Source organism: Saprospiraceae bacterium, assembly GCA_026129545.1.
GTDB lineage: Bacteria > Bacteroidota > Bacteroidia > Chitinophagales > Saprospiraceae > M3007.
On record JAHCHX010000006.1, the window covers coordinates 78,627 to 99,630 of the forward strand.

Below are 21,004 nucleotides of genomic sequence, written 5' to 3' on the forward strand. Positions count from 1 at the left end.
CTAGGGCAAACGCATCAAAATACAACCGACCTCGAAGAGGTTTGACATGGGTAGAAATGGTGTGTTTTTGTGATAATTATCACGACCTCGGAGAGGTCAAATGTCTATCGCAGCAAAGGTCACCAACATTCGACCCCGCTGGGGCCGTAAACACCGCGAAAATGGGGCGTTTCTATCAACATTTGACCTCTCCGAGGTTTGTGCGGTTTTGATGCGTTTGCCCTGCCCCTCCTCCCCCAACGAAGGCGCCCCGCCCGAATGCTCGGGCGGGGCGCTTGAGTTGTTCCGACGGGAAGCGGCGCCTTTGCGGGAGCGTCGCCCCTGCGGGCGCTTACCTCGCCTGGATCATCTTCCTCGTCTCCGAGTCGGTCGCGGTCTCGAGCCTGTAGTACATCAGGCCGCCGGGGCCCAGCAGGGCGCGGTCGACGGCGATGGCGTTGTGGCCCTTGGCGAACGAGCCTTTCTGGGTGAACAGCAGGCGGCCGCTCTCGTCGAACACCGTCAGCGTGGCGTCCGTTGCCTCCGGCAGGTGGAAGCCGATGACCGTCTTGTTCACGAACGGGTTGGGCTGGTTCTGGTACAGCTCGAAGCCGACGCCGGCGACGGTGGGGCCGCCCGCGCCGTGGAAGCGCAGCGCCACCCCCATGCGGTCGCCCGACGGCGAGTAGGCCTCCGCCCGCGTGATGCGGCTCGACACGCCCAGCATCTCGCTCAGGCGGCCGGCCCTCGCGGCGCGGAACGTCACCGAGAACTCGCCCGCCTCGGGCTCGCGCAGGTCAACAGACGTGGTCAGCGCGCCGGCGAACACGCCGAAGTTCGACGCCCTCACCCGCTCGCCCTCCTCGATGGAGGCCACCTCGAGGCCCGACAGGCCCAGCGTGAACTGCCAGCCCTGCGCGCGCTCGGCGGCGCGGAACGTCACGGTCGCCAGCTCGCCCGCGCGCAACTCGCGGTCGTCCACGTCGAACAGCAGCGCGCCCGACGACCGGTCGTCGCCCGCGTGCAGCGAGCTCGGTATGGCCGTGCCGTTCACGTCGCCCACCTTCACCGCCACGAAGTCGTCCGACAGGTGGTGCCCCTGCACGTCGGCGGCGGACACCGTCTCGGGGAACTGCGTCTGGAAGGGGTTGTCAGGGTTGGGGAACGCGAACGACTTGTCCACGAACCTCCAGGAGGTGTTGTTCGGCAGCTCGTCGTACAGCCCCAGTATCAGCTTGCGCAGCTCCACGATGTCGAACGTCGTGATGGAGCCCGACTTGTTCGCGTCCGCCGCTATCATCCTGTACGGGCTGCTCAGGGGCTCGAGGCCCAGGATGTGCCGCGAGATGAGCACCAGGTCGTACGTCGACACCCCGTTGAGCGGGTTGTCGTCCTTCGTCGGCGTCACCGTGTAGCTGCCGCCCAGCGGGACCGCCTTGGGGAAGGCGTACGCGCCCTGCGCGTCGCTCGACGACGCCTGCGACGACGCGCCGGACACCAGCTGCACCGAGGCGTCCTCCAACCCGGCGCCGGACTCCGTCTTCAGCCAGCCGGCCACCGTCGCCTTGTCGCCCGGGACGCAGTTGCCCGCGTTGTCCTGCACGTCGAGGTACGTCAGGCAGAAGTCGGCGTTGCCCGCCAGATCCTGCGCCCACAGCTCCACCGCCTGCTCGCCCAGCTCCGCGCAGGTGAACGTCACCGACGTGACGGGGTTGCCCTGCGCGTCGACCGGGAAGCCCGTGCCCTGGCCGGCCTTGCGGACGCCGTACCTCAACAGGCTCGACGGCGCGCAGTTGTCCTCGCCGTACTGCAAAAAGTCGGACGCCCACAGCGTGAGCATGCCCGTCGGCATGATGTTCGCCGACAGCCCGTGCAGGCACACCACCGTCGGGGCCTTGCAGTCCCTCACCACGAACGTGTACTCGCACGTCTCCTCGTTGCCGCAGCCGTCGCTCACCGTCCACTTTATCTTGTGCGTCCCGTGGGGCAGCTGCGGGGCCACGCCCGGCAGCCCCAGCGGGTTGGCCGGCGTCGGCAGCTGCGCCTGCGTCTTCCACTGCACCGACGCCGTCCGGCTCGTCCCAGACACCGACTGGTGCACCGCCCACCGGTATGTCTGCGCGGCCGGCACCGGCCGGCCGTCGAACACCCGCGGCGTGCCGCCAGCGTAGTTCGGCGTGTTCAGGTTGTTGTAGCTCACCGTGCCGGGGGCCGGCGGGTTGTTGCTCGACACCACCGTCTCCATCGTCCCGTCGCCGTCAAGGTCGAGGAACAGCAGGAACGTGACGCTCACGTTCGAGCCGGAGCACGAGTCCGTCGCCGTCACGCTCAGCGGCGCGTCGCCCTCGCAAAGGTCGTGCGACACCCCGTCCCACCAGTACGACTGGTTCCACAGCAGCGGGTCGTTCGCCGACAGGTCGCAGTACTCAACCGGGGAGGCCGGGCACGAGGCGAAGACGGGCTTCTGGTTGTCTATTATCTTGATGATCTGCTTGTACCGGTAGCAGTTCGCCGTCGCGGACCAGAACGTGCAGAAGTTCGTCGGCGCCTGGCCGGGGGCGATGGCCACGCTCGTCGGCGCCCACGGGGCGGGCGTGCCGCACGGCGAAACCGTCGGGCCCGTCAGGTTCTGCGGCGAGTTCGCCGTCGCGTTCGGCTCCGGGTTCGGCACCGTCACGCACCCCCCGTTCGGGTTGTAGGTGCACCAGTTGATGATGGTCCACGTCCGCTCTATCTTGAAGCACGCGTCCGGAACCACCGTGAACACCTGATCCTCGAACGACACGCCCAGCAGCTCGCAGTCCTGGGCGCCGGCGAACGTCGGCGCGCCGTAGTTGCCCGTCCCGTCGCACTGCGTCACGATGACGTCGTTGGGGAACCTCACCCAGTAGTCCTGCTCGTACGTCACCGTCACCCGCTGCGTGCACTGCGCGGAGTTGCCCGCGCAGTCCAGCGCCCGGAACGTCCGCGTGATCGTCCCCCGGTTGCACAGCGTGTCGAACAGCGACAGGTTCCGCGCCTCCGTCACCGTGTCCAGGCAGCAGTTGTCGGCGCCCGTGGCGAAGCCGTACGCCCATAGGCTCGGGTCGAACGACTCGCACGACACCGTCACGCTCGCCGGCGCGTCGCACACCGGCTTGATCTTGTCCTCCACCAGCACCCGAACCATGCAGTCGTTGTGGTTCTTGTTGCAGTCCCACGCCCGGAACACCACCGTCACCGTGTCCCCGACGTCCGAGCAGCAGAACTCCACCGTCGGCCCGAAGTCGTCCGGCGAGCCGTCGCACGCGCCGCTCATCCGCCTGACCTCGAAACGGTCCAGGCAGCAGTTGTCCCACGTCCCCTGGTCGAACGTCGAGGCGTTCACCAGCGACTTGCCCGAGGCGCCCAGCGCCACCTGCGTGAACTGCGTGCACGCCACCGACGGCGGAGCCACGTCCTCCACGCTCACCGTGATCGTCCGCTCCGTGATGTTCCCGCACTGGTCCTCCACGAAGTACTTTATCTTGTGCTGCCCCACGCCAAGCCCGGGCGCCGGTATCAGACCGCCGTTCTGCACCACGCCGACCGGCGTGGTGATCTTAACCTGCGTCACCGCGTTGCACACACCGTCTATGACGGCCAGCGGCAGCGGGCCCGAGGCCACGCACTGCCCGTTGTGCTGGCTCGCCGCCGGTATCACGTACCACCCGTGCGCCGCGTCGTACGCGAAGTTCGAGAAGTCTATCGTCGGCGGCGCGTCCAGCACCTTGACGTACTGCACGTGCGTCACGCTCTCCGGCGCCCCGCCCGTGCACCAGTCCGTTATCTTCCACGTCCTGATTATCTTGTAAGAGCCGGGGCACACCGCCGCCTGCTCGTCGGTGTAGCTCACCGACAGCCCGCAGGCGCCGCTGCCGTCCGTCGTGATCGGCGTGCCGCCGACGCGCGGCCAGCCCGTCACCGCCGGGGCCAGGCTCGACGGAAGGGCGTCGCAGGCGTACTCGGCGTCCGCCGGGAACGTCACCTGGGATACCTTGCCGCGAAGCTTGTCTATGACCTGGAGGCACGTCGAGGAGTTCCCCCACGCGTCCGTAACCACCCACGTCCGAAGCACCCGCGTCAGCACCGCGGGGTTCTCGGAGCACGAGTACTGGACGTAGTCGTCCTGGCGCGACGCGCTCGCCGCCGAGCAGTCCTGCCACGTCGGCACCCCCGTCAGCGACAGGTTGTCCTCGTCCTGGGTGCACAGTATCGACACGTCCGCAGGGCACGCCACCGCCGGCGGGAGCTTGTCCTCCACCTTCACGCTGCCCCAGCACACGTTGCCGCCAAGCAGGTGCACCACCCGGTAGGCGTACGTCTTGCCGATGTCGTCGGCGTTCAGCACGGCGGGCACCCACGGCCCGTTGCCGTACGGCGGCACCTTGTCCAGCTCGACCTTGTAGTCGTCGTAGCAGAAGTAGCTGCCCTCCAGCACGTCGTCCGGGCTCAGCGCCTTGACGCAGTCCGGGCCCAGCGACACGTGCAGCAGGTCGTTGCACACCACGCTGGCCGGCGTGCCCACCACCTGCACGAACTTCATTATCATCTGCTGGCAGCCGGGGTCGGCGAGCGCCGCCGACTCGCTGCCGCTCACCGCCTGGCCGTTCACCCGGATGAACGGCGTGGCCGTCCCCGCGTCGAACGTCGCCGCCACCTTGTGCGAGCCGATGCCCAGCGACGCGGCGTTGAACGTCCCCGTCGCCACCCCGTTCACCGTGATCGACGTCACCGTGCCGGAGGCGCCGTAGTTCTCGCCCACCTGTATCTGGAACGGCGGCGTGCTCAGGCAGAACGGGTCGTCGAGGTTCAGGAACACCGGCGTCGGGTAGTAGCACTTGCTAGATATCGTCAGGGACTGGCCCTGCGCGTTCTTCACCGTGATCGTGTACCCCACGCCGTCGACGTGAACGCCGCGAAGCGTGTAGTACACCATCTCGTCGGCCTCGTCGACCGCCCCGTTGCCGTTGTTGTCCAGGCCGTCGGCGCTGCCCATCACCAGGACGGTGCCCACCGGAAGGGGCACCGGGGAGGCGGGGGGCGCCGGGCTGTTCGGCGAGTACAGCCCCTGGTTCGCCGTCAGCGTCCAGGTCTGCCCCGCCAGCGCCCATATCTGAACGACCTCCCGGAACTGCCCGTTGTCGAGCGTCGTGGCGTTGTTCAGGCACTCGCACTTCACCGACCTCGCAAGGTCGTACTCCGGGACGCACTTGCCGATGCCCTCGACAACCGTCACCACGGCCGTGCACGTCCCGCTGTTGCCGCACGGGTCGGTGACGACCAGCGTCACGTCGTTCGGCCCAAGGTCGTTGCACCCGAGCGTGCCCGGGACGGCCTGATACGTCAGGTGTTGCGGCGCGGCGCAGTTGTCCGTCGAGCCGTCGTTGATGCCCGCGCCCGTGACGGTCGCGACCCCGAACTTGTCTAGCGTCGCCGTGACGTTCTTGCACTTGGCCACCGGCGGGGTGGTGTCGACCACCGTGATGACCTGCGTGTGCACGCGCGCGTTGCCCGCAGCGTCCGTCACCGTCCACGTCCGCGTGATGGAGTAGCTGTAGAAGCAGCACTGCGCGGGGTCGGCGCACTTCGTGCTGGTCTCGGTGAACCCTATGACCAGGTCCCCGGGCGCCGTGCAGTTGTCGCTCACGTCGCCGTTGTCCAGCGGCGCGCATATCAGCCCCGGGCCGTTGCCCTTGAACACGCAGCTCGTCGGGATCGCGTCGCACTCCACCGTGATGTCCGCGGGCATCGTGATGTCCGCGTCGAACTCCGGCTTCTGGGTGTCGACCACCAGCACCTGGAACGAGCAGGCCGCCGTGTTGCCGTGCACGTCCGTCGCCGTGTACGTCACCGTCAGCGGGGAGGGCGACACCGGAACGTCGGAGCCGTTCGCCGGGCCGCCCGTCTGGGCCACGGACGATATGCCGCAGTTGTCCGTCGCCACCGGGATGGACCAGTTGAGCTTCGCCGAGCACTTGTCGACGTCGTTGCCCACCATCACCATCGAGACCGGGCAGTTGGCGAACTTGGGCGCCTCGGCGTCGGTCACCGACACGACGATCGAGCAGGAGGCCGTGTTGCCGGCCTTGTCCGTCACCGTCCAGGAGACTTCCGTGTTGCCGACCGGGAAGGTCGCCCCGGCGAGCGTCCACGGGTTGGGCGCGGTCACGTAGCCGTGCGATATCCTCGCGCCGGGGCAGTTGTCAGCGAACGCCGGGTCGAGGATGCCGCTCAAAATCGTTCTCGAGCACTGCCCGGGGTCGTTCACGAACGCCGTCGCGCCCGCCGTCGGGCAGGTGATGGTCGGCAGTTGCGCGTCCTCGATTTTCACTTTGCTCGAGCAGGTCGCGGTGTTGCCGCTCGCGTCGGTCACCGTCCAGATGACGGTGGTCGTGCCGACGGGGAACTCGGCGCCGGCGAGGCTCGGCGAGCTGTTGTGGCTGTTCTTAATCGTCGCGCCGGGGCAGTTGTCGGAGAACGAGGCCGGGTCGAACTCGATGCCGACGACCGTGTAGGAGCACTGGTCGGGGTTGTTCGGGCGAACCAGGTTGGCGATGTTCGAGCAGTCGACGATCGGGGCCTCCTCGTCGTACACCTCCACGTCGAAGGAGCAAACTGCGGAATTGCCGCTCTCGTCCACCACTGTGTACGTCACCACGGAGACGCCCTTGTTGAACACCGTGCCCGAGGCGTCGCCGGTGCCGGATTTTGTGGTCGCCCCGGATATCTCGTACGCTATCGTCACCGGGCAGTTGTCGTACGCGTACTGGAGGCCGATGCCGTTGACGATGGCCGTGCAGACGCCCGGGTCCGTCACCGTCTCCACCCCGTTGGGGCAGGTGATGACCGGGGGGGTCAGGTCGAGCACCGCCACCTGCGTCGTGCAGCGGGCGATGTTGCCGTGTTGGTCCTCCACTTCCAGTATCACGTCGAGCAGCCCGTTGAGGGCGAATATGTCGGCGCAGGAGAAGTAGACAAACTGCCCGAACGCGCCGCCGCGGCTGATCTCCTTGCGCGACAGCGGGCCGCAGTTGTCCCAGCTGTCGTTGTTCACGCCCGCCACCGTCAGCTGCGCGAGCCCGTCGCCGTCGAGCACCACGTCTATCTGGGCGCCCTGGCACATCGCCACCGGCGGCTCCGAGTCGGTCACCACGTAGGTCACCGAGCAGGACGCCATGTTGCCGGCGGCGTCCGTCGCCTTCCAATCGACCGTCGTCGAGCCGACCGGGAGCGGCGTGCCCCCGAGCGTGTGGTTGCCCGTCAGGCTGTTGGTCAGGACGACCGGGCCGCAGTTGTCGTCGTGGGCCGGGCTCAGCTCAAGGCCCGCCACGAAGTAGTGGCAGTACTGCGGCGTGTTGTCCAGCTGCGTCGGGATGGCGGAGCAGTCTATCGTCGGGTTTTCGTCGTCAACCAGCGTGAGCTTGACCTTGCAGGTCTCGACGTTGCCATAAATGTCGGTCACGACAATCGTCACGAATATCTTGTCGCCGTGCGCCGCGCCGAAAGAAGTGCCGGCCGCCGGGCTTTGGGCGATGCCGGCGATGCCGCAGTTGTCGGCGGCCACCACCTCCGGGACGAGGTCGGGCACCAAGCCCGTGCAGTCGCCCTCGCCGTTCGACGAGGTCGGCACCGCGCGGTCGGCGGGGCAGGTCGCGATGACGGGCTTCTCCACGTCGAGCACCGTCACGGTGAAGGAGCACGCCACGGCGTTGCCCGCGTCGTCGCTCACCTCGAACGCCACCGTCGTGACGCCGACGTCGAAGAGATCCCCGCTGTTCGGCCCCTCCAGAAGGGTCAGCGAGTAGCCCGGGCAGTTGTCCCCAAAATACGGGAACGAGTAGGTCACGTAGGCGCCGCACAGCCCGGCGTTGTTGTCGACCGTCGTGTTCGACGGGCAGGTGATGGTCGGCTCGACCGGGTCGAGCACCGTCACCGTGAACGAGCACGCCGCCGTGTTGCCGCTCGCGTCCGTCACCTTGTACGCCTCGGTGTACACGCCGCCGTACCCGTAGTAGTTCGGCCCGTGGCCAAGGCCGCTGGTCAGAACCGTCAGCGGGTTGGGGCAGTTGTCCGCCCCCGCCGGCGGGGTGTACCGAAGGGTCACGCCGCAGGGGCCGCTGGCGACGAGCGCCGGGCTCGCCGGCGGGACCCCGCCGACACCGCCGCTCAGGCTCCCGTCAATCCCGACCACGATGTCCGTCGGGCACGCTATCGTCGGGTCCTCCACGTCGCTCACCCTCACCTCGAACAGGCACTCGGCGAAGCCGTTGCCCGCCGCGTCGTAGTACCGCCAGACCACCACCGTCGTCCCCACCGGGAACACCGAGCCGGACTCCAGCCCCTGGTTCAGGTACATCTCCTCCGACGCCCGCTCGTCGCTGTCGCAGTTGTCGCGGAAACGAACCGTGTAGTGAACCTCCGCGCCGCATACGCCCGGGTCGCTGTCAGCCTCGATGACGTCGGGGCACAGCCTCACCGTCGGCGGGACGTCGTCCACCACCACTATCTTCACCACGCACGTCGCCGTGTTGCCGTGATGGTCCGTCGCCGTCCACGTCACCTTCGTTATCCCCAAATCGAACACCGCGTCGTACAGCGTGTTGTCCAGGTAGTGCGTCCCGTAGGAGTGCCCCAGCCGGACCGTCGCCTGGCAGTTGTCCGTCGCCGTCGCGTCCAGGTAGTCCCCGAACACCCGGTGCGAGCACCCGTCGTTCGTCCCGACCACCTGAAGACCCAGCGGGCACTCGATGTCCGGCCGCTCCCGGTCCCGTATCGTTATCGTCCACGAGCACGTCGAGACGTTCCCGCTCGCGTCCGTGGCCTCGTAGACTATCAGGTAAGGCTCGTCAACCTCGAGGTACGAGCCCGGCGCAGGGCCGCCCGCACGCGTCACCGTCGCGCCGCAGTCGTCCGTCGCCACCGGCGACAGCCACCACACCGACGCCCCGCACTTCCCGGGGTCGCTCGACAGCGTCACGTCAGACTCCGGGCAGTTCAAAAACACCGGCGGCACCGTGTCCAGCACCTCGTACGTCGCCGCGCAGCCCGTCGTGTTCCCGGCGGCGTCAGTGACCGCCCACCACACCGTCGTCAGACCCACCGGAAGGACCCCGCCCTCCAGCGTGAACAGGTGCGGCGCCATCAAAAAGTCGTGCCGGCGCTTCGCCCCACCGCAGTTGTCCGCGAACGACGGGTTCACCGCGTCCCCGGGGACCACCTTGTGACCGCAAAAGCCCGGCGTCGCGTAAAGCGTCGCCGTCAGGCCAGAGCAGTCAACCGACGGCGGCTCGTCGTCCGCGAGCGTCACCTTCGACTGGCAGGAACTGGTGTTCCCGGCCGCGTCCGTGACCACGAACGTCACCGACTGCTTCGACCCGTGCGACCCGCCGAAGGACGCGCCGGCCAGCGGCGACTGCGTCACCCCAGTCACCCCGCAGTTGTCCGTCGCCAAAAGGGCGCCCGTCATGTCCGGGACCGCCCCGAGGCAGTCCCCCGACCCGTCGCTCGACGTGGCCGAGACGACCGGCGGCGGGCACTGCCCGATGAACGGGCGCTCCCGGTCCTCCACCGTCACCGCGAACTCGCACTCCGCCGAGTTGCCCGCGTCGTCCGTCACCCGGAACCGAACCGTCACCGGGCCCCCGACCGGGAACGCCGAGCCGCTGTTCGGCCCCGCCAGCTGCGTCAGCGAGTACCCCGGGCAGTTGTCCCCGTGGTACGGGTACGAGTAATTCACCGTCGCGTGGCAAGCGCCAAGGTCCGTCGGCACCGTCACGCTCTCCGAGCAGGTTATCGTCGGCTCGACGGGGTCCTCCACCAGTATCGTGAACGAGCACGTCGCCACGTTCCCGCTCGCGTCGTAAACGTTGTACGTCTCCGTGTATATCCCACCGTACGCGTAGTGGCTCGGGCCGCCCCCAAGGCCGCTCTGAAGCACCGTCAGCGCGTTCGGGCAGTTGTCCTCCCCCACCGGCGCCTCGTAACGAAGCGTCACCCCGCACGGGCCGCTGGCGACCAGCGCCGGGCTCGCCAGGGGGGAGCCCCCAAGGCCCCCGCTCACGCTCCCGTCTATCCCAACCACGATGGGCGTCGGGCACGCTATCGTCGGGTACTCGACGTCCTCCACCGTCACCGCGAACAGACACTCCGCGAAGTCGTTGCCCGCCGCGTCGACGTACCGCCACACCACCGTCGTCGTCCCCACCGGGAACAGCGAGCCCGAGGGAAGACCCTCTATCAGCGCGCCGGCCAGACCCGTCCCGTCGCAGTTGTCCGAGAACAGCGCCTCGTAGGCGTGAACCGCCCCGCAATCCCCGGCGTCGCTCGGAAGCGTCACGCTCGGCGGGCACGACTGCACCGACGGGTCCTCCTTGTCCACCACCACCAGCGTCACCGTGCAGCTCGACGTGTTCCCGGCGTAGTCCGACGCAACCCACGTCACCTTCGTTATCCCCAGGTCGAACACCGCGTCGTACAGGTTGTCCTCAAGGTAGTGAACCCCGTAACTGTGCTCCAGACGAACCGTCCCCTGGCAGTTGTCCGTCGCCGTCGCGTTCAGGTCGCTGCCACGAACCCGGTGCGCGCAGCCCTCGTTCGTCGGGAGGTACACCGGGCCCATCGGGCACTCGATGTCCGGACGCTCCCGGTCGGCCACCGTCACCTTCCACTCGCACGGCGTGACGTAGCCCTCATAGTCTATCGCGTTGTACCTTATCGTGTAACTGCCCCCTATCAGCAAAAAACTCCCCGGTGCCGGGCCCTGTACGCGGTTGATGCGCTCGACACCGCAGTTGTCGCCCGCGTGGGGAACGACCCAGCTCACGTACGCCCCGCACTTCCCGGGGTCGTTCGAGACCGTCACGTCCCCGGGGCACGCGTAAAAATACGGCGCCTCGTCGTCAACCACCACAACCTTGAACTCGCACTTCGCCACGCCACCGCTGCCGTCCTCCACCGAGTACCGAACCAGGGACTCCCCAACCTCGAAGTCCCGCGACGCGTACGAGAACATCCCCCCGCTGTATACCTGGTACAGGTCGTAAGGACCGTCGTACGTCCCGTCCGGGTTCTGGTACGATACTAAGTAGGATACGACTCCGCATGTCGAAGATGGTATTGGGTGGTTCCATTCGAACTGACCCGCGCAGTCGCCAAGTGTGCCCATGTTACTCGTATTGATTGTAACTGACGATGGGCAATTGATGGTAATGCAAGAGCTTGTGCCGATGCCATCCGATGCTTTCGGAGCATTGATTGTAGCACCATTTCCCGCATATGAGCCGTTGTTTCCCGAAGAAAAAGCGGCTGGGTTCCCAGATGAATAATCCGAAAACTTAGCGTGTGCTTCGGAGAATGGCAACAAGGCCAGTCCTGTTGGTAGCAATAACCAACAAAGACAACACCGCAAGGCAGTAGCGGAAATCTTGTTAAGAGTGTAGTCTTTTCTCATGAGAAAATAAATTTGGTTGATTAAGCCGCCTCGCCGAAGCGAGTGAAAATATTCTGTCGGCTTTTAAAAAATAATGTTTTAATGTCGAAAAAACCGAAAGCCAGACTTTGATTGCCGCATGGGCTTGCATCAAATCTGACTCAATTGAACCTCGAAGAGCCGACCAATATGACTGACGACTCGACTATATGCTGAATGTGGTGGTGAGTTAAGTAGAAGCAAAATAGCCATCCACTACCACCACGAAAAACAATGGTTGCAAGGCATACGCAGCAGCACTTAGAGAGCGTTGCGCTCGCCAAATCGGGAAAGGGAATGTGATGTGTGGAGAGAAGAAATCAGGAAAGATGTTTCCTGAAATAAACGCCGGACGCAGGAACTGTCCGACAAACTTCGCTCACGAGACTACGGGATTAAAACACGCGATTAAAAAATTTGCCACAAATGGCAAGGCAAATGTAGATAACCATGTTTGTTATTACCAAGCCTGCTCATGTAAAGTTGAAAAAAAATTTGAAGGCAATTTGGGAACGGCTGATTTTGAAGAGTTTTCGGATTTTTGCGACCTCTTTTTGGCGGTTGTTCCTTGATGAATTTGATTTCCAAAAATCATTGCACGCCTTTGCATTTTCACCAAACATTATGCCGAAAGGTAAGGCATTTCCCTGCCTTCGTCGAAAAACGCTACTAAGCCTGATAAAATAAAACCGCAGCCATGAGCACCTCTCACACCCGTCGCAAAACCTCCCATCGGCCCAACAAATCTAGTGAGCCTCTGTCTTTTTCCAAAGGTAATCTGTCACAAGCGACTTTGCTTCATCTTTATGAACAACTGGTAAAACCGCGTCTCATCGAGGAAAAGATGCTCAACCTGCTTCGGCAGGGGCGGATATCAAAATGGTTTAGTGGCATCGGGCAGGAGGCGATTTCGGTTGGTGCTGCTTGCGCGCTCTTGCCTGATGAGACCATTTTCACCATGCACCGCAACTTGGGCGTGTTCACGGCGAGAGATATGCCGCTCGACCGTTTGTTTTGCCAATGGCAGGGCAAGCGCCTCGGCTACACCAAAGGGCGTGACCGTTCTTTTCATTTTGGTGCGATGGAACACCACATCGTAGGCATGATTTCGCACCTCGGGCCTCAACTTTCGCTGGCGGCGGGTGTGGCGATGGCGCACAAGTTGAGGAAGGAGGGCCGCATATCGTTGGCTTTTACAGGTGAGGGTGCCACAAGTCAAGGCGAATTTCATGAGGCGCTCAACGTGGCTTCCGTTTGGAAGCTCCCGGTCATTTTTTTGATTGAAAACAACGGGTATGGCCTAAGCACTCGGCCTTCGGAACAGTACGCCTGCGAAAGTCTTGTGGACCGCGCCGTTGGATATGGGATGCGCGGGGTGAGCATTGATGGCAACAACATAATAGAGGTATATTCGACTATCCGGCAACTGGCGGAGGAGATGCGCAAAAACCCCGAACCTGTGTTGCTCGAATGTCGCACTTTTCGGATGCGCGGTCACGAGGAAGCGAGCGGCACCAAGTACGTTCCGAAGGAGCTGATGGATGAGTGGGCTAAAAAGGACCCGATTGAAAATTACGAGAAATGGCTTCTGGAAGAAGGTGTTTTGAACGAAGGACACATCAAGTCATTGAAAGACGGGTATAGAAAGGAAATTCGGGCGGCTGTGGATGTCATGTTTGCCGAGCCGGAGCCTGTGCCAGACAGGGAGGAGGAATTGGCGGATGTTTACAAAGAGGCCCCTAAGTCAGTCGCTGCCAGCAATGTTGGCAAGGAGGCACGATTCATTGATGCGCTGTCCGACGGCTTGCGCGAAGCGATGCAGCGTCACCCCAACCTGATTTTAATGGGACAGGATATTGCGGATTATGGTGGTGTGTTCAAAATCACGCAGGGTTTTGTGGAGACGTTTGGTAGAGACCGCGTGCGCAACACACCGCTCTGTGAAAGTGCTATCGTCGGCATTGGGCTGGGCCTGAGTTTGGGCGGTTTCAAGAGTATGGTGGAGATGCAATTCGCCGATTTTGTGACTTGTGGGTTCAACCAGATTGTCAACAACCTCGCAAAGCTGCACTGGCGCTGGGGACAACACGCTGATGTGGTCATCCGAATGCCGACGGGCGGCGGCACGGGGGCGGGGCCTTTCCACTCGCAGTCGAACGAGGCGTGGTTCACCCATGTGCCGGGTTTGAAAGTGGTGTATCCCTCGACCCCGCACGACGCGAAAGGCTTGTTGCTCGCTTCTTTTGAGGACCCCAACCCGGTGATGTTTTTTGAACACAAGGCGCTGTATCGCTCGGAAAGCGGCATGGTGCCGGAGGGCTTCTACACGGTGGAAATTGGCAAGGCGCGGCAGGTGCGCAGGGGCGAGCAGGTGAGCATCATCACTTATGGCCTTGGGGTTCGCTGGGCGCAACAGGTGGCAAACGAAATGGGGCTGGATGCCGATATCGTGGATTTACGCTCACTCGTGCCGCTCGACTACGAGGCGATTACTGACTCAGTGAAACGCACGAATCGGGTGCTGATACTGCACGAGGACACTTTGTTTGGCGGTATTGGCGGCGAAATCGCGGCGTGGATTTCGGAGCATCTCTTTGAATTCTTGGATGCGCCGGTGATTCGGGCGGCCAGTCTGGACACGCCCGTGCCGTTCGCTATTCCGCTGGAACAACATTTTTTCCCGGTGGAAAGAATGAAGGAGCAGTTGAGGCGGTTGGTGGGGTATTGATGCCGTGGCTGGCGAATGATGTGGGAGCGTTCATATCTGCATCACGGGCTATTGATGCCAGACTCCGTGCCACGCAGCCTCAGCACAGCTATTTTGCCAAAGAGCGGGCGACCGCGCAGGCGCACAGGCTCTCCAATGGCAGGCTCTTGTCCCGGTTTCAGACCATTCCGTTCGAGCAGGGTGGAAAGTTTGATGCCATAGCGTTGCGACAGTTCAAACATTGTTTGTCCTTCTTGCACAATGTGGTAGGCAAGCTGGCCGCGCCACTTTTTGCGTTTTTCCTGAATAAAGACCCGGGTGTTGGGGTTCAAGGGGGTGCCGGGGGCGAGGCGATGGTCATTGTATTCGACCAATTGCTCCACGCTCAAATCAAACCTCATGGCAATGTCATCCAATCGTTCGTTGGCCTTTGAAAATACGACTTTGACACGGTTGGTTCGCCCGACGCGACTTGCCACATCAGTGCGTGTCGAATCGCGCAGGGAAATTGGGGGGGCATCGTATTGATGCAGCGCGTAGCGACCTATGAGGTTGAGTAGTCTGTCGGCGTAACCTGCTCCGCTGGCGTAGCCTGCCGATTCCAGACCTCGCGCCCACGATACATAGTCGGTTTGGTCGAGGAGAAAAAGAAAGCCGTATCGAGCGTACTTGGAGGGGTCGCAGATGAACTCACTGTGGTCATAGAAGCTCTCTTCCGGCCTGTTGTATTTGCGAAAGCAGGAAAGGATGGGATTGCCCGCCGCGTCTTTGTCGTCGTCTTGTTTTTGGTAGGTACGCCCCCCCCAATTGAGGCCACACTTGATGCCAAAATGGTTGTTGGCTTGTAGTGCCAACTCGCTCTGCCCGCCTCCGCTTTCCAAGATGGCCTGGGCCAGTTTGATGCTGGCAGGGATGCCCGTGCGGTGCATTTCCTCGATAGCAATGGATTGGAAACGGCTGATGTACCCGAGAAAAGCTTGGTTTTCGGTGGGAAGCGAGGCGTTGCTCGGAACGCCCTCGACTTGACAAAACAAGTGCCACGAAAAAAGAACCAAAGCGACGGTGCAGGATAGTGATTTCATGATTGCAGCGGGTTGATAAGCCGGACGAGGATTAGCTCAAGGGCTATTGCGGTTTCTTTTGGACCGCCTTTTTCTTTTCCTCTTTTTCTATTTTTTTGAAATAGCGCTTGAAAAGGAAATTGTGCTTTAGCGCCTCCATGTTTTGACTGAATGCTTCCGTGCCTTTCTCCACGTTGTCAATCGTTTGGCGCAGTTGAGCAGCCATCAAGGAGTCTTTCATCAAAGCGTTCACGGTGCCCTGTCCGGTGTTGTAGTCTTTGTCCACCGAAACCACCACTTGATTCAGGTCGTTGGCGAGGCGGTCGGCACTTTCTTCCACTTGTTTTATTTTTTGAACGACTTGGCGAATCTCTTGCGACAGGGTAGTATCGGTCAGGATGGTGGCCAAGGTGCCCTTGCCCTGAGAAGCGAGGGTTAGCGTGGCAGATGCGTCGGTCATTAGGGCTGAGGCTTTTTCGGTGGCTTCGTGCAGATGAGCAAACGAGGCTTTTAAGTTGGCTGACATGGTGCGGTCTTCGAGCAGCTCGGTCAATTGCGCACTGGTGTTGATGCGGTGGATGGTGCTGCGCAGCTCTTCGGCAATAACGGCCACGTTGTCGTTGGTGCGGCGCAGGGTCTGGAGCATTTCGTCGGTGTTGATTTCGTCTTTGGAGGGCAATAGGTCTCCTTCCTTGATGAGCGGGGCCTCTCCGCGCGCTGGCGCGATGTTCACCACTCGGTTGCCAATCAGCCCATCGGTGCCAAGGCTCGCCACGGCGTTGGAGCGAATGATGCTCTTCATTTTCCGCTCAATGCTCATCGTGACCTCGATGACGGTGTCGTTGACAAACACAATGTTTTTCACGCTGCCTATGTCAATGCCAGAAAAGCGCACATTGTTGCCCTTCACCAATCCATTGACAGCTCTGAAATGTGTTTTCAGGTCGAAGCTGGCACCAAACATCCCCTTGTTCTTGCCCAAAATGTAGAGCGTGAGGACGAGCAAAAAAATGCCAGTGAGGACGAATACTCCCAGCTTGACGGAGTTAGCGGTGTGTTTTTGCATAAGGCAAATTACTGGAAAAACTGCTTGATTTTCTCATCCTGAGCCATTTTCAATTCGTCGTAAGTCCCCTCCGCATAACATCGCCCGTCGATGAGCATGGCCACGCGGTCTGCTGTGAGGCTCACGCATTTCATGTCGTGCGTGATAATGATGGAAGACGTTTGGTATTTTTCATGAATGGCTTTCATCAGCGAAATGATTTCCAAGGCTGTGATAGGGTCGAGGCCGGTGGTTGGTTCATCGTACAAAATAATCTCGGGTTTCAGGATGAGTGTGCGTGCCAATGCGATGCGTTTGCGCATGCCGCCAGACAGCTCTGCCGGCATCATATCCACCGTGTGTTCGAGGCCAACGTTGCGCAGTGCCTCCATCACCATATCGTTCGCGGCAGATTGAGTCAGATTGAACGAATGACGACGCAGCGGGAACTCAAGATTTTCCCGCACGGTCATGGAATCGTAGAGCGCATTGCTTTGAAACAAAAATCCCACTCTAACCCGAATTTCATCCAAGGCATCGTGACTGAGAGTGAGCACGTTTTGACCCAGCACCCTGATGATGCCCCGGTCGGGTCGAATCAGGCCGATAATACATTTTATCAGTACCGATTTGCCAGAACCCGACTTGCCCAACACGACCAGACTTTCGCCCCGATGCAAGGATAGGTTGAAATCGTCCAAAACCATGTTGGCTCCAAACGATTTGCAAAGCCCCTCGATGGTTATCACCATTTCCTTGTTGTCTGAGTTGCGTGCCATGTTTACAACAAGTCGGTTATCTGAACAGCAAGCAGGTCAAGGATAAAAATCATGACGGACGACACTACCACGGCTGAATTGGCCGAACGCCCCACCCCTTCCGTGCCTTTGCTCGAATAGTAGCCTTTGTAACACCCTATGATGCCGACCGCAAATCCGAAAAAGAAGGTTTTGATGACGGCGGGCACTACGTCCATGAAAAGCAGGTGGTCAAATATCTGTTTGAAAAACAGATAGAAACTTACGTTTTCGTAAATGTTGATGCCCAAATAAGAACCGTAGAGCGATATGGCGTCGGCAATGATGACCAAGATAGGCAACATCAGCGTGGCAGCAAGCGTGCGGGTGACGACCAAGTATTTGAACGGGTTGGTGCCAGACACTTCCATCGCGTCTATCTGTTCCGTCACCTTCATGGAACCCAGCTCTGCGCCGATGCTGGAGCCGATTTTTCCGGCAAAAATTAGTGCCGTAAGTATCGGCCCGATTTCGCGCACGATGGAAATGCCGACCATCGCCGGTATCATGGCTTCTACACCGTAATAGACCATCGTCGGGTGTAGCTGCATGGTCAGCACCAAGCCCATGATGAACGCCGTGAGACCCGCAAGAGGCAGCGACTTGTAACCGACGACGAAACACTGACGCACAAACTCGCGCACCTCATAGCGGGGGCTGAATCCTTCTGCAAAAAAGCGGGCAGCAAAGCGGCTCAATTCGCCAGCATCGTGCAGAAATCGGCGGGTGCTTTCAGGAAGGGTTAATTCAAGTTTGGTCATACGCTTCCTATTTGCCTCAAAAGTAAGTTAGTTGGGATGGTTTGAGTTGTTTGATCTGCAACTCAAACAACTCATCTTGCCGTCAGCCCTCCATCAATCACCAATTCGGCACCTGTCATGTACGACGACTCGTCGGAGGCGAGAAACAACGCCCCGTACGCGATTTCGATAGCCTCGCCGATACGACCCAACGGGCACATCGCTTTCATCATCGCATCGCGTGCGGCGGCATCCACTGGCAGGATGTGTTCCGTCATCGGGGTCATCACGCCGCCCGGATGGATGGAGTTGACGCGGATGTTGAATGGCGCAAACTCAATGGCTTGGTCTTTGGTCAGCAGCAGCATGCCCGCTTTTGAGGAGGAGTAGGCAGCGCCGTTGCCGCCCACAAGGCCAGCGATGGACGAGTTGTTGACGATGGAGCCTTTGCCTGATTTTTTCAGATGCGGCAACGCGGCCTTTGCGCCCAAAAAGGCACTCGTCAGGTTGATGGAGAGGATTTTATTCCAGCGTTCGAGCGAAGTCAGTTCGGTGGTTTCCATCGGCTGATAGACCCCGGCATTGTTGATGAGGATGTCAATTTTGCCGTAAAGTTGCGCGGCTTTTTCCACGACTTTTTGCCAGTCGGACTCAGAGGTGACATCGTGGCTGACGCACTCGATAGAAAGGCTGTGTTTGCGAGCCTCCTGCACCCAAGTGTTCATTTTTTCAAATTGGATGTCGGTGGCCAACACCGAGGCACCCTCTTGTGCAAACAGGCGGGCGATGGATTCGCCCATGCCCCCGGCTGCGCCAGTGACGATGGCGACTTTGTTGTGTAAACGAGCCATAGTTGGTTGATTTGTAGAATTGGTGATTTATGCGAATCAAGGGTTAGAAAATTGACTTCATTTTAAGCGACTTACGTTTACGAAACTTTTGAAAGTTTCGTAAACGTGGGTGCTTAAAAATATGATTTTCAACACTTTGGATTTTCCAACTTTTGATTCGCATGGTTTGTTGAATTGTTTTGTCACTCGTGAATCAATTTGTAGGCAGCCAAGCGACCATCTTTTGTTCGCACCTGCAAACCATACAGTCCGGCAGGCAAATCGCCAGTCTGAATCACAACGGCCGTATTTTCAACTGCCGTGATTTCGCGCACAAGGCGACCTGTGGCATCGTACAAAAAAACAGATTGCATCCGAACCTCCTCACTTTCCACAAGCACCCAACCGGCAAAAGGATTTGGCGAAATGGTGATAGGCAGCCTTGATGAGGGTTCTGAGGTCGGCACATTGCCCGGACAACCCTCGGACAAATCGAAGCAATTGTCGAATAGGTCTTGCACGGCATCCATGGTCGCGCCCACAATGGAGAGGTTGTCGGCGACACTGCCATTGGGGTCTTTGCGTACCCAAGCATAGCCCAGTACCAACTCATTTATTGCACCCGGAACCAAAGTGAACGGCCCAAATGATGTCAATGCCTTGCGCTCTCCTGGCGTATTGCCATCACTGATTTCCGACCAATCAGAAGGATTGAGGGGGTTGCCAGCATACATGAGGCCATTGTTTGGAAAAGGTGTGCCATCGAGGCGGCGGCCTGCCAGCAGATTGTAATAATGCTCGGGTGCGGTGAGATTGGCATCATCCACAGGTACAAAATGCCATCCGTCCACCACCTCCCCTATTTCGTTGAGCGGCCCACGCAGCAGGTCAACCGCTATCACGGGCGGCGTGTTTTCAAATCCGCCTTCGTCCACTTCGTCGCCGTTGTAAGCAAAAACGACCCGCCGCGCGGGGTCGCAACCGATGAAATCATCGCCGCCATTGCCTACTTCAAAATCCATAAAGACACCTAAGTAGCAGGAATCCAGCGGGATGGGACTCTTGTTGATAAGCTTATAAGTCACATACACCACCCGGTCAACCGGCGAGCCTTCCGGGCAGTCTATGCCAAAAAACTGGGTCTGAACCTCCATGCCCAATGGCGACCCGCCCGATTGTGTGTGTGGCCCGACATCGTGGAAGGCAAACCACAACTCTTCATCGGCATTGTATATTAATGGGCAGCCTCTCAATTCGAGTACTGGGTAATCGCCGAAATCAGGCTCATAAACCCCATTAGAAAATTTGTCGTAGAAGCCAGCAAAATAATTGAAATTTGAAAATGGCAAATCGAAGCCATAGTAGTTGAAGAAAAAAGGATTACCCCGTGCGGGCCAGCTGTAAACGGCCGGAATCTGGCTGGCCGGATTTGCAATATGCGCATTTATTTGTGCGCTGGTCACATCCGCAATGAAATTGAACTCCGGATAGGGAATCAAATCATCCAGCAAGACACCGGGATAGAAATCCGTTTTCCCGTTTTCGTTGTAAAGTTGAGCCGACACATGGAGATTGCCCGCCGAATCTCGCCCGCCCAGCCATAGTCCGGCGGATTTCATCATTGAAATTTCGGGCAAACCACCTGTTGTGGCCGGGACAAGAAATTCGCCGTTTTGGCCGCCCAGAAAAAAAGCGCCGTTTGATTGGACACGTGCGCGGACGGAATTGGCTCGCAGTGTATCGCTAACGGTTATAGTTTGAGCATACATTTCGCTCATGGTTGCCATCAGCAGGATGGCAAAGATTGCAAGGGTTGTTTGTTTGTTCATGGTGATGTAGTTTGTTGTCAGATTTTTTTTCTATTGTTTTGTTGCTGAAAATCCATCTATGAAGAGGCCCAAGCCAGCAAGGCGAGAAACAAGACAATTAGCAAACTATTCAATACAATCCCAGCAATGGCCAACCCCTGAACAAGCCCGGTGCGATACCAGCGCTTGGCTCTTACAAGCCCGATGATACTTAGAATGAGTCCCGCGAGCCCAAACGGGATAGTCAAGATAAAACCCAAATAAGGTGAAATAAACCAAGAAAGCAATGCAAGCAAGCCAACCGTCAGACCCGAGATAGCAAGCCCTTTCCCGTCACCATCACCGGGTTTGCCCAAGAATTTTTCTGCTTTCGCAAGGTGTTTAAGCAGCCGTTTTTCGACAAATTTTTTAAAGAAACCGCGTTTTTCGCCGTCTTGTTTTACCAAAAAAGAGGACTGCGAAACAAAGGTCGAATCAGGCGCTGTGCGAATCGTCGCTTCTGTCGAGAAGGGAAGGCTGAACAGGAAAATGATGATGAAATAGCGCATA

General features: G+C 60.0%; 10 protein-coding genes. 2 read left to right on the forward strand and 8 right to left on the reverse strand.

All coding sequences use genetic code 11. The annotated features are described in order from the left end of the window. Positions 1-331: 331 nt before the first annotated feature. Positions 332-11,164, reverse strand: a complete 10,833-nt coding sequence (locus tag KIS77_22565; protein MCW5925117.1) for an HYR domain-containing protein — start codon at positions 11,162-11,164, stop codon at positions 332-334. A gap of 632 nt (positions 11,165-11,796) precedes the next feature. Here KIS77_22565 and KIS77_22570 point away from each other — a divergent pair. Next, positions 11,797-12,039, forward strand: a complete 243-nt coding sequence (locus tag KIS77_22570; GenBank protein ID MCW5925118.1) for a hypothetical protein — start codon at positions 11,797-11,799, stop codon at positions 12,037-12,039. A gap of 125 nt (positions 12,040-12,164) precedes the next feature. Further along, the gene (locus tag KIS77_22575; protein MCW5925119.1) at positions 12,165-14,195 is read left to right on the forward strand and encodes a dehydrogenase; all 2,031 of its coding nucleotides are present in this window, start codon (positions 12,165-12,167) and stop codon (positions 14,193-14,195) included. A gap of 41 nt (positions 14,196-14,236) precedes the next feature. Here KIS77_22575 and KIS77_22580 read toward each other — a convergent pair whose 3' ends face one another. The 7 genes from KIS77_22580 to KIS77_22610 all read right to left on the reverse strand — a co-directional run bounded on the left by KIS77_22580 (position 14,237) and on the right by KIS77_22610 (position 21,003). Beyond that, complete coding sequence (locus tag KIS77_22580; protein MCW5925120.1) at positions 14,237-15,256, reverse strand: glucosaminidase domain-containing protein; 1,020 nt, start codon at positions 15,254-15,256, stop codon at positions 14,237-14,239. A gap of 43 nt (positions 15,257-15,299) precedes the next feature. Then, positions 15,300-16,301, reverse strand: coding sequence for an MCE family protein (locus KIS77_22585; GenBank protein MCW5925121.1), 1,002 nt, complete (start codon positions 16,299-16,301; stop codon positions 15,300-15,302). Positions 16,302-16,309: 8 nt separating this feature from the next. Then, complete coding sequence (locus tag KIS77_22590; protein ID MCW5925122.1) at positions 16,310-17,059, reverse strand: ATP-binding cassette domain-containing protein; 750 nt, start codon at positions 17,057-17,059, stop codon at positions 16,310-16,312. Positions 17,060-17,061: 2 nt separating this feature from the next. Then, complete coding sequence (locus KIS77_22595) at positions 17,062-17,838, reverse strand: ABC transporter permease (protein MCW5925123.1); 777 nt, start codon at positions 17,836-17,838, stop codon at positions 17,062-17,064. Positions 17,839-17,909: 71 nt separating this feature from the next. After that, the gene (locus tag KIS77_22600; protein ID MCW5925124.1) at positions 17,910-18,668 is read right to left on the reverse strand and encodes a glucose 1-dehydrogenase; all 759 of its coding nucleotides are present in this window, start codon (positions 18,666-18,668) and stop codon (positions 17,910-17,912) included. A gap of 182 nt (positions 18,669-18,850) precedes the next feature. After that, a complete protein-coding gene (locus KIS77_22605; protein ID MCW5925125.1) occupies positions 18,851-20,476 on the reverse strand; it encodes a T9SS type A sorting domain-containing protein in 1,626 nt (541 codons plus the stop codon). A 56-nt stretch (positions 20,477-20,532) separates the two neighbouring features. After that, positions 20,533-21,003 (reverse strand): hypothetical protein, encoded by a 471-nt coding sequence (locus KIS77_22610; GenBank protein ID MCW5925126.1) that lies wholly within the window; start codon positions 21,001-21,003, stop codon positions 20,533-20,535. Position 21,004 lies beyond the last annotated feature (1 nt).

Coding starts and splice junctions, on each gene's coding strand:
- KIS77_22565 (MCW5925117.1), bottom strand. CDS start 11,164: ATGGGCACACTTGGCGACTGCGCGGGTCAGTTCGAATGGAACCACCCA.
- KIS77_22580 (MCW5925120.1), bottom strand. CDS start 15,256: ATGAAATCACTATCCTGCACCGTCGCTTTGGTTCTTTTTTCGTGGCAC.
- KIS77_22575 (MCW5925119.1), top strand. CDS start 12,165: ATGAGCACCTCTCACACCCGTCGCAAAACCTCCCATCGGCCCAACAAA.
- KIS77_22570 (MCW5925118.1), top strand. CDS start 11,797: ATGTTTCCTGAAATAAACGCCGGACGCAGGAACTGTCCGACAAACTTC.
- KIS77_22585 (MCW5925121.1), bottom strand. CDS start 16,301: ATGCAAAAACACACCGCTAACTCCGTCAAGCTGGGAGTATTCGTCCTC.
- KIS77_22605 (MCW5925125.1), bottom strand. CDS start 20,476: ATGAACAAACAAACAACCCTTGCAATCTTTGCCATCCTGCTGATGGCA.
- KIS77_22595 (MCW5925123.1), bottom strand. CDS start 17,838: ATGACCAAACTTGAATTAACCCTTCCTGAAAGCACCCGCCGATTTCTG.
- KIS77_22600 (MCW5925124.1), bottom strand. CDS start 18,668: ATGGCTCGTTTACACAACAAAGTCGCCATCGTCACTGGCGCAGCCGGG.
- KIS77_22590 (MCW5925122.1), bottom strand. CDS start 17,059: ATGGCACGCAACTCAGACAACAAGGAAATGGTGATAACCATCGAGGGG.
- KIS77_22610 (MCW5925126.1), bottom strand. CDS start 21,003: ATGCGCTATTTCATCATCATTTTCCTGTTCAGCCTTCCCTTCTCGACA.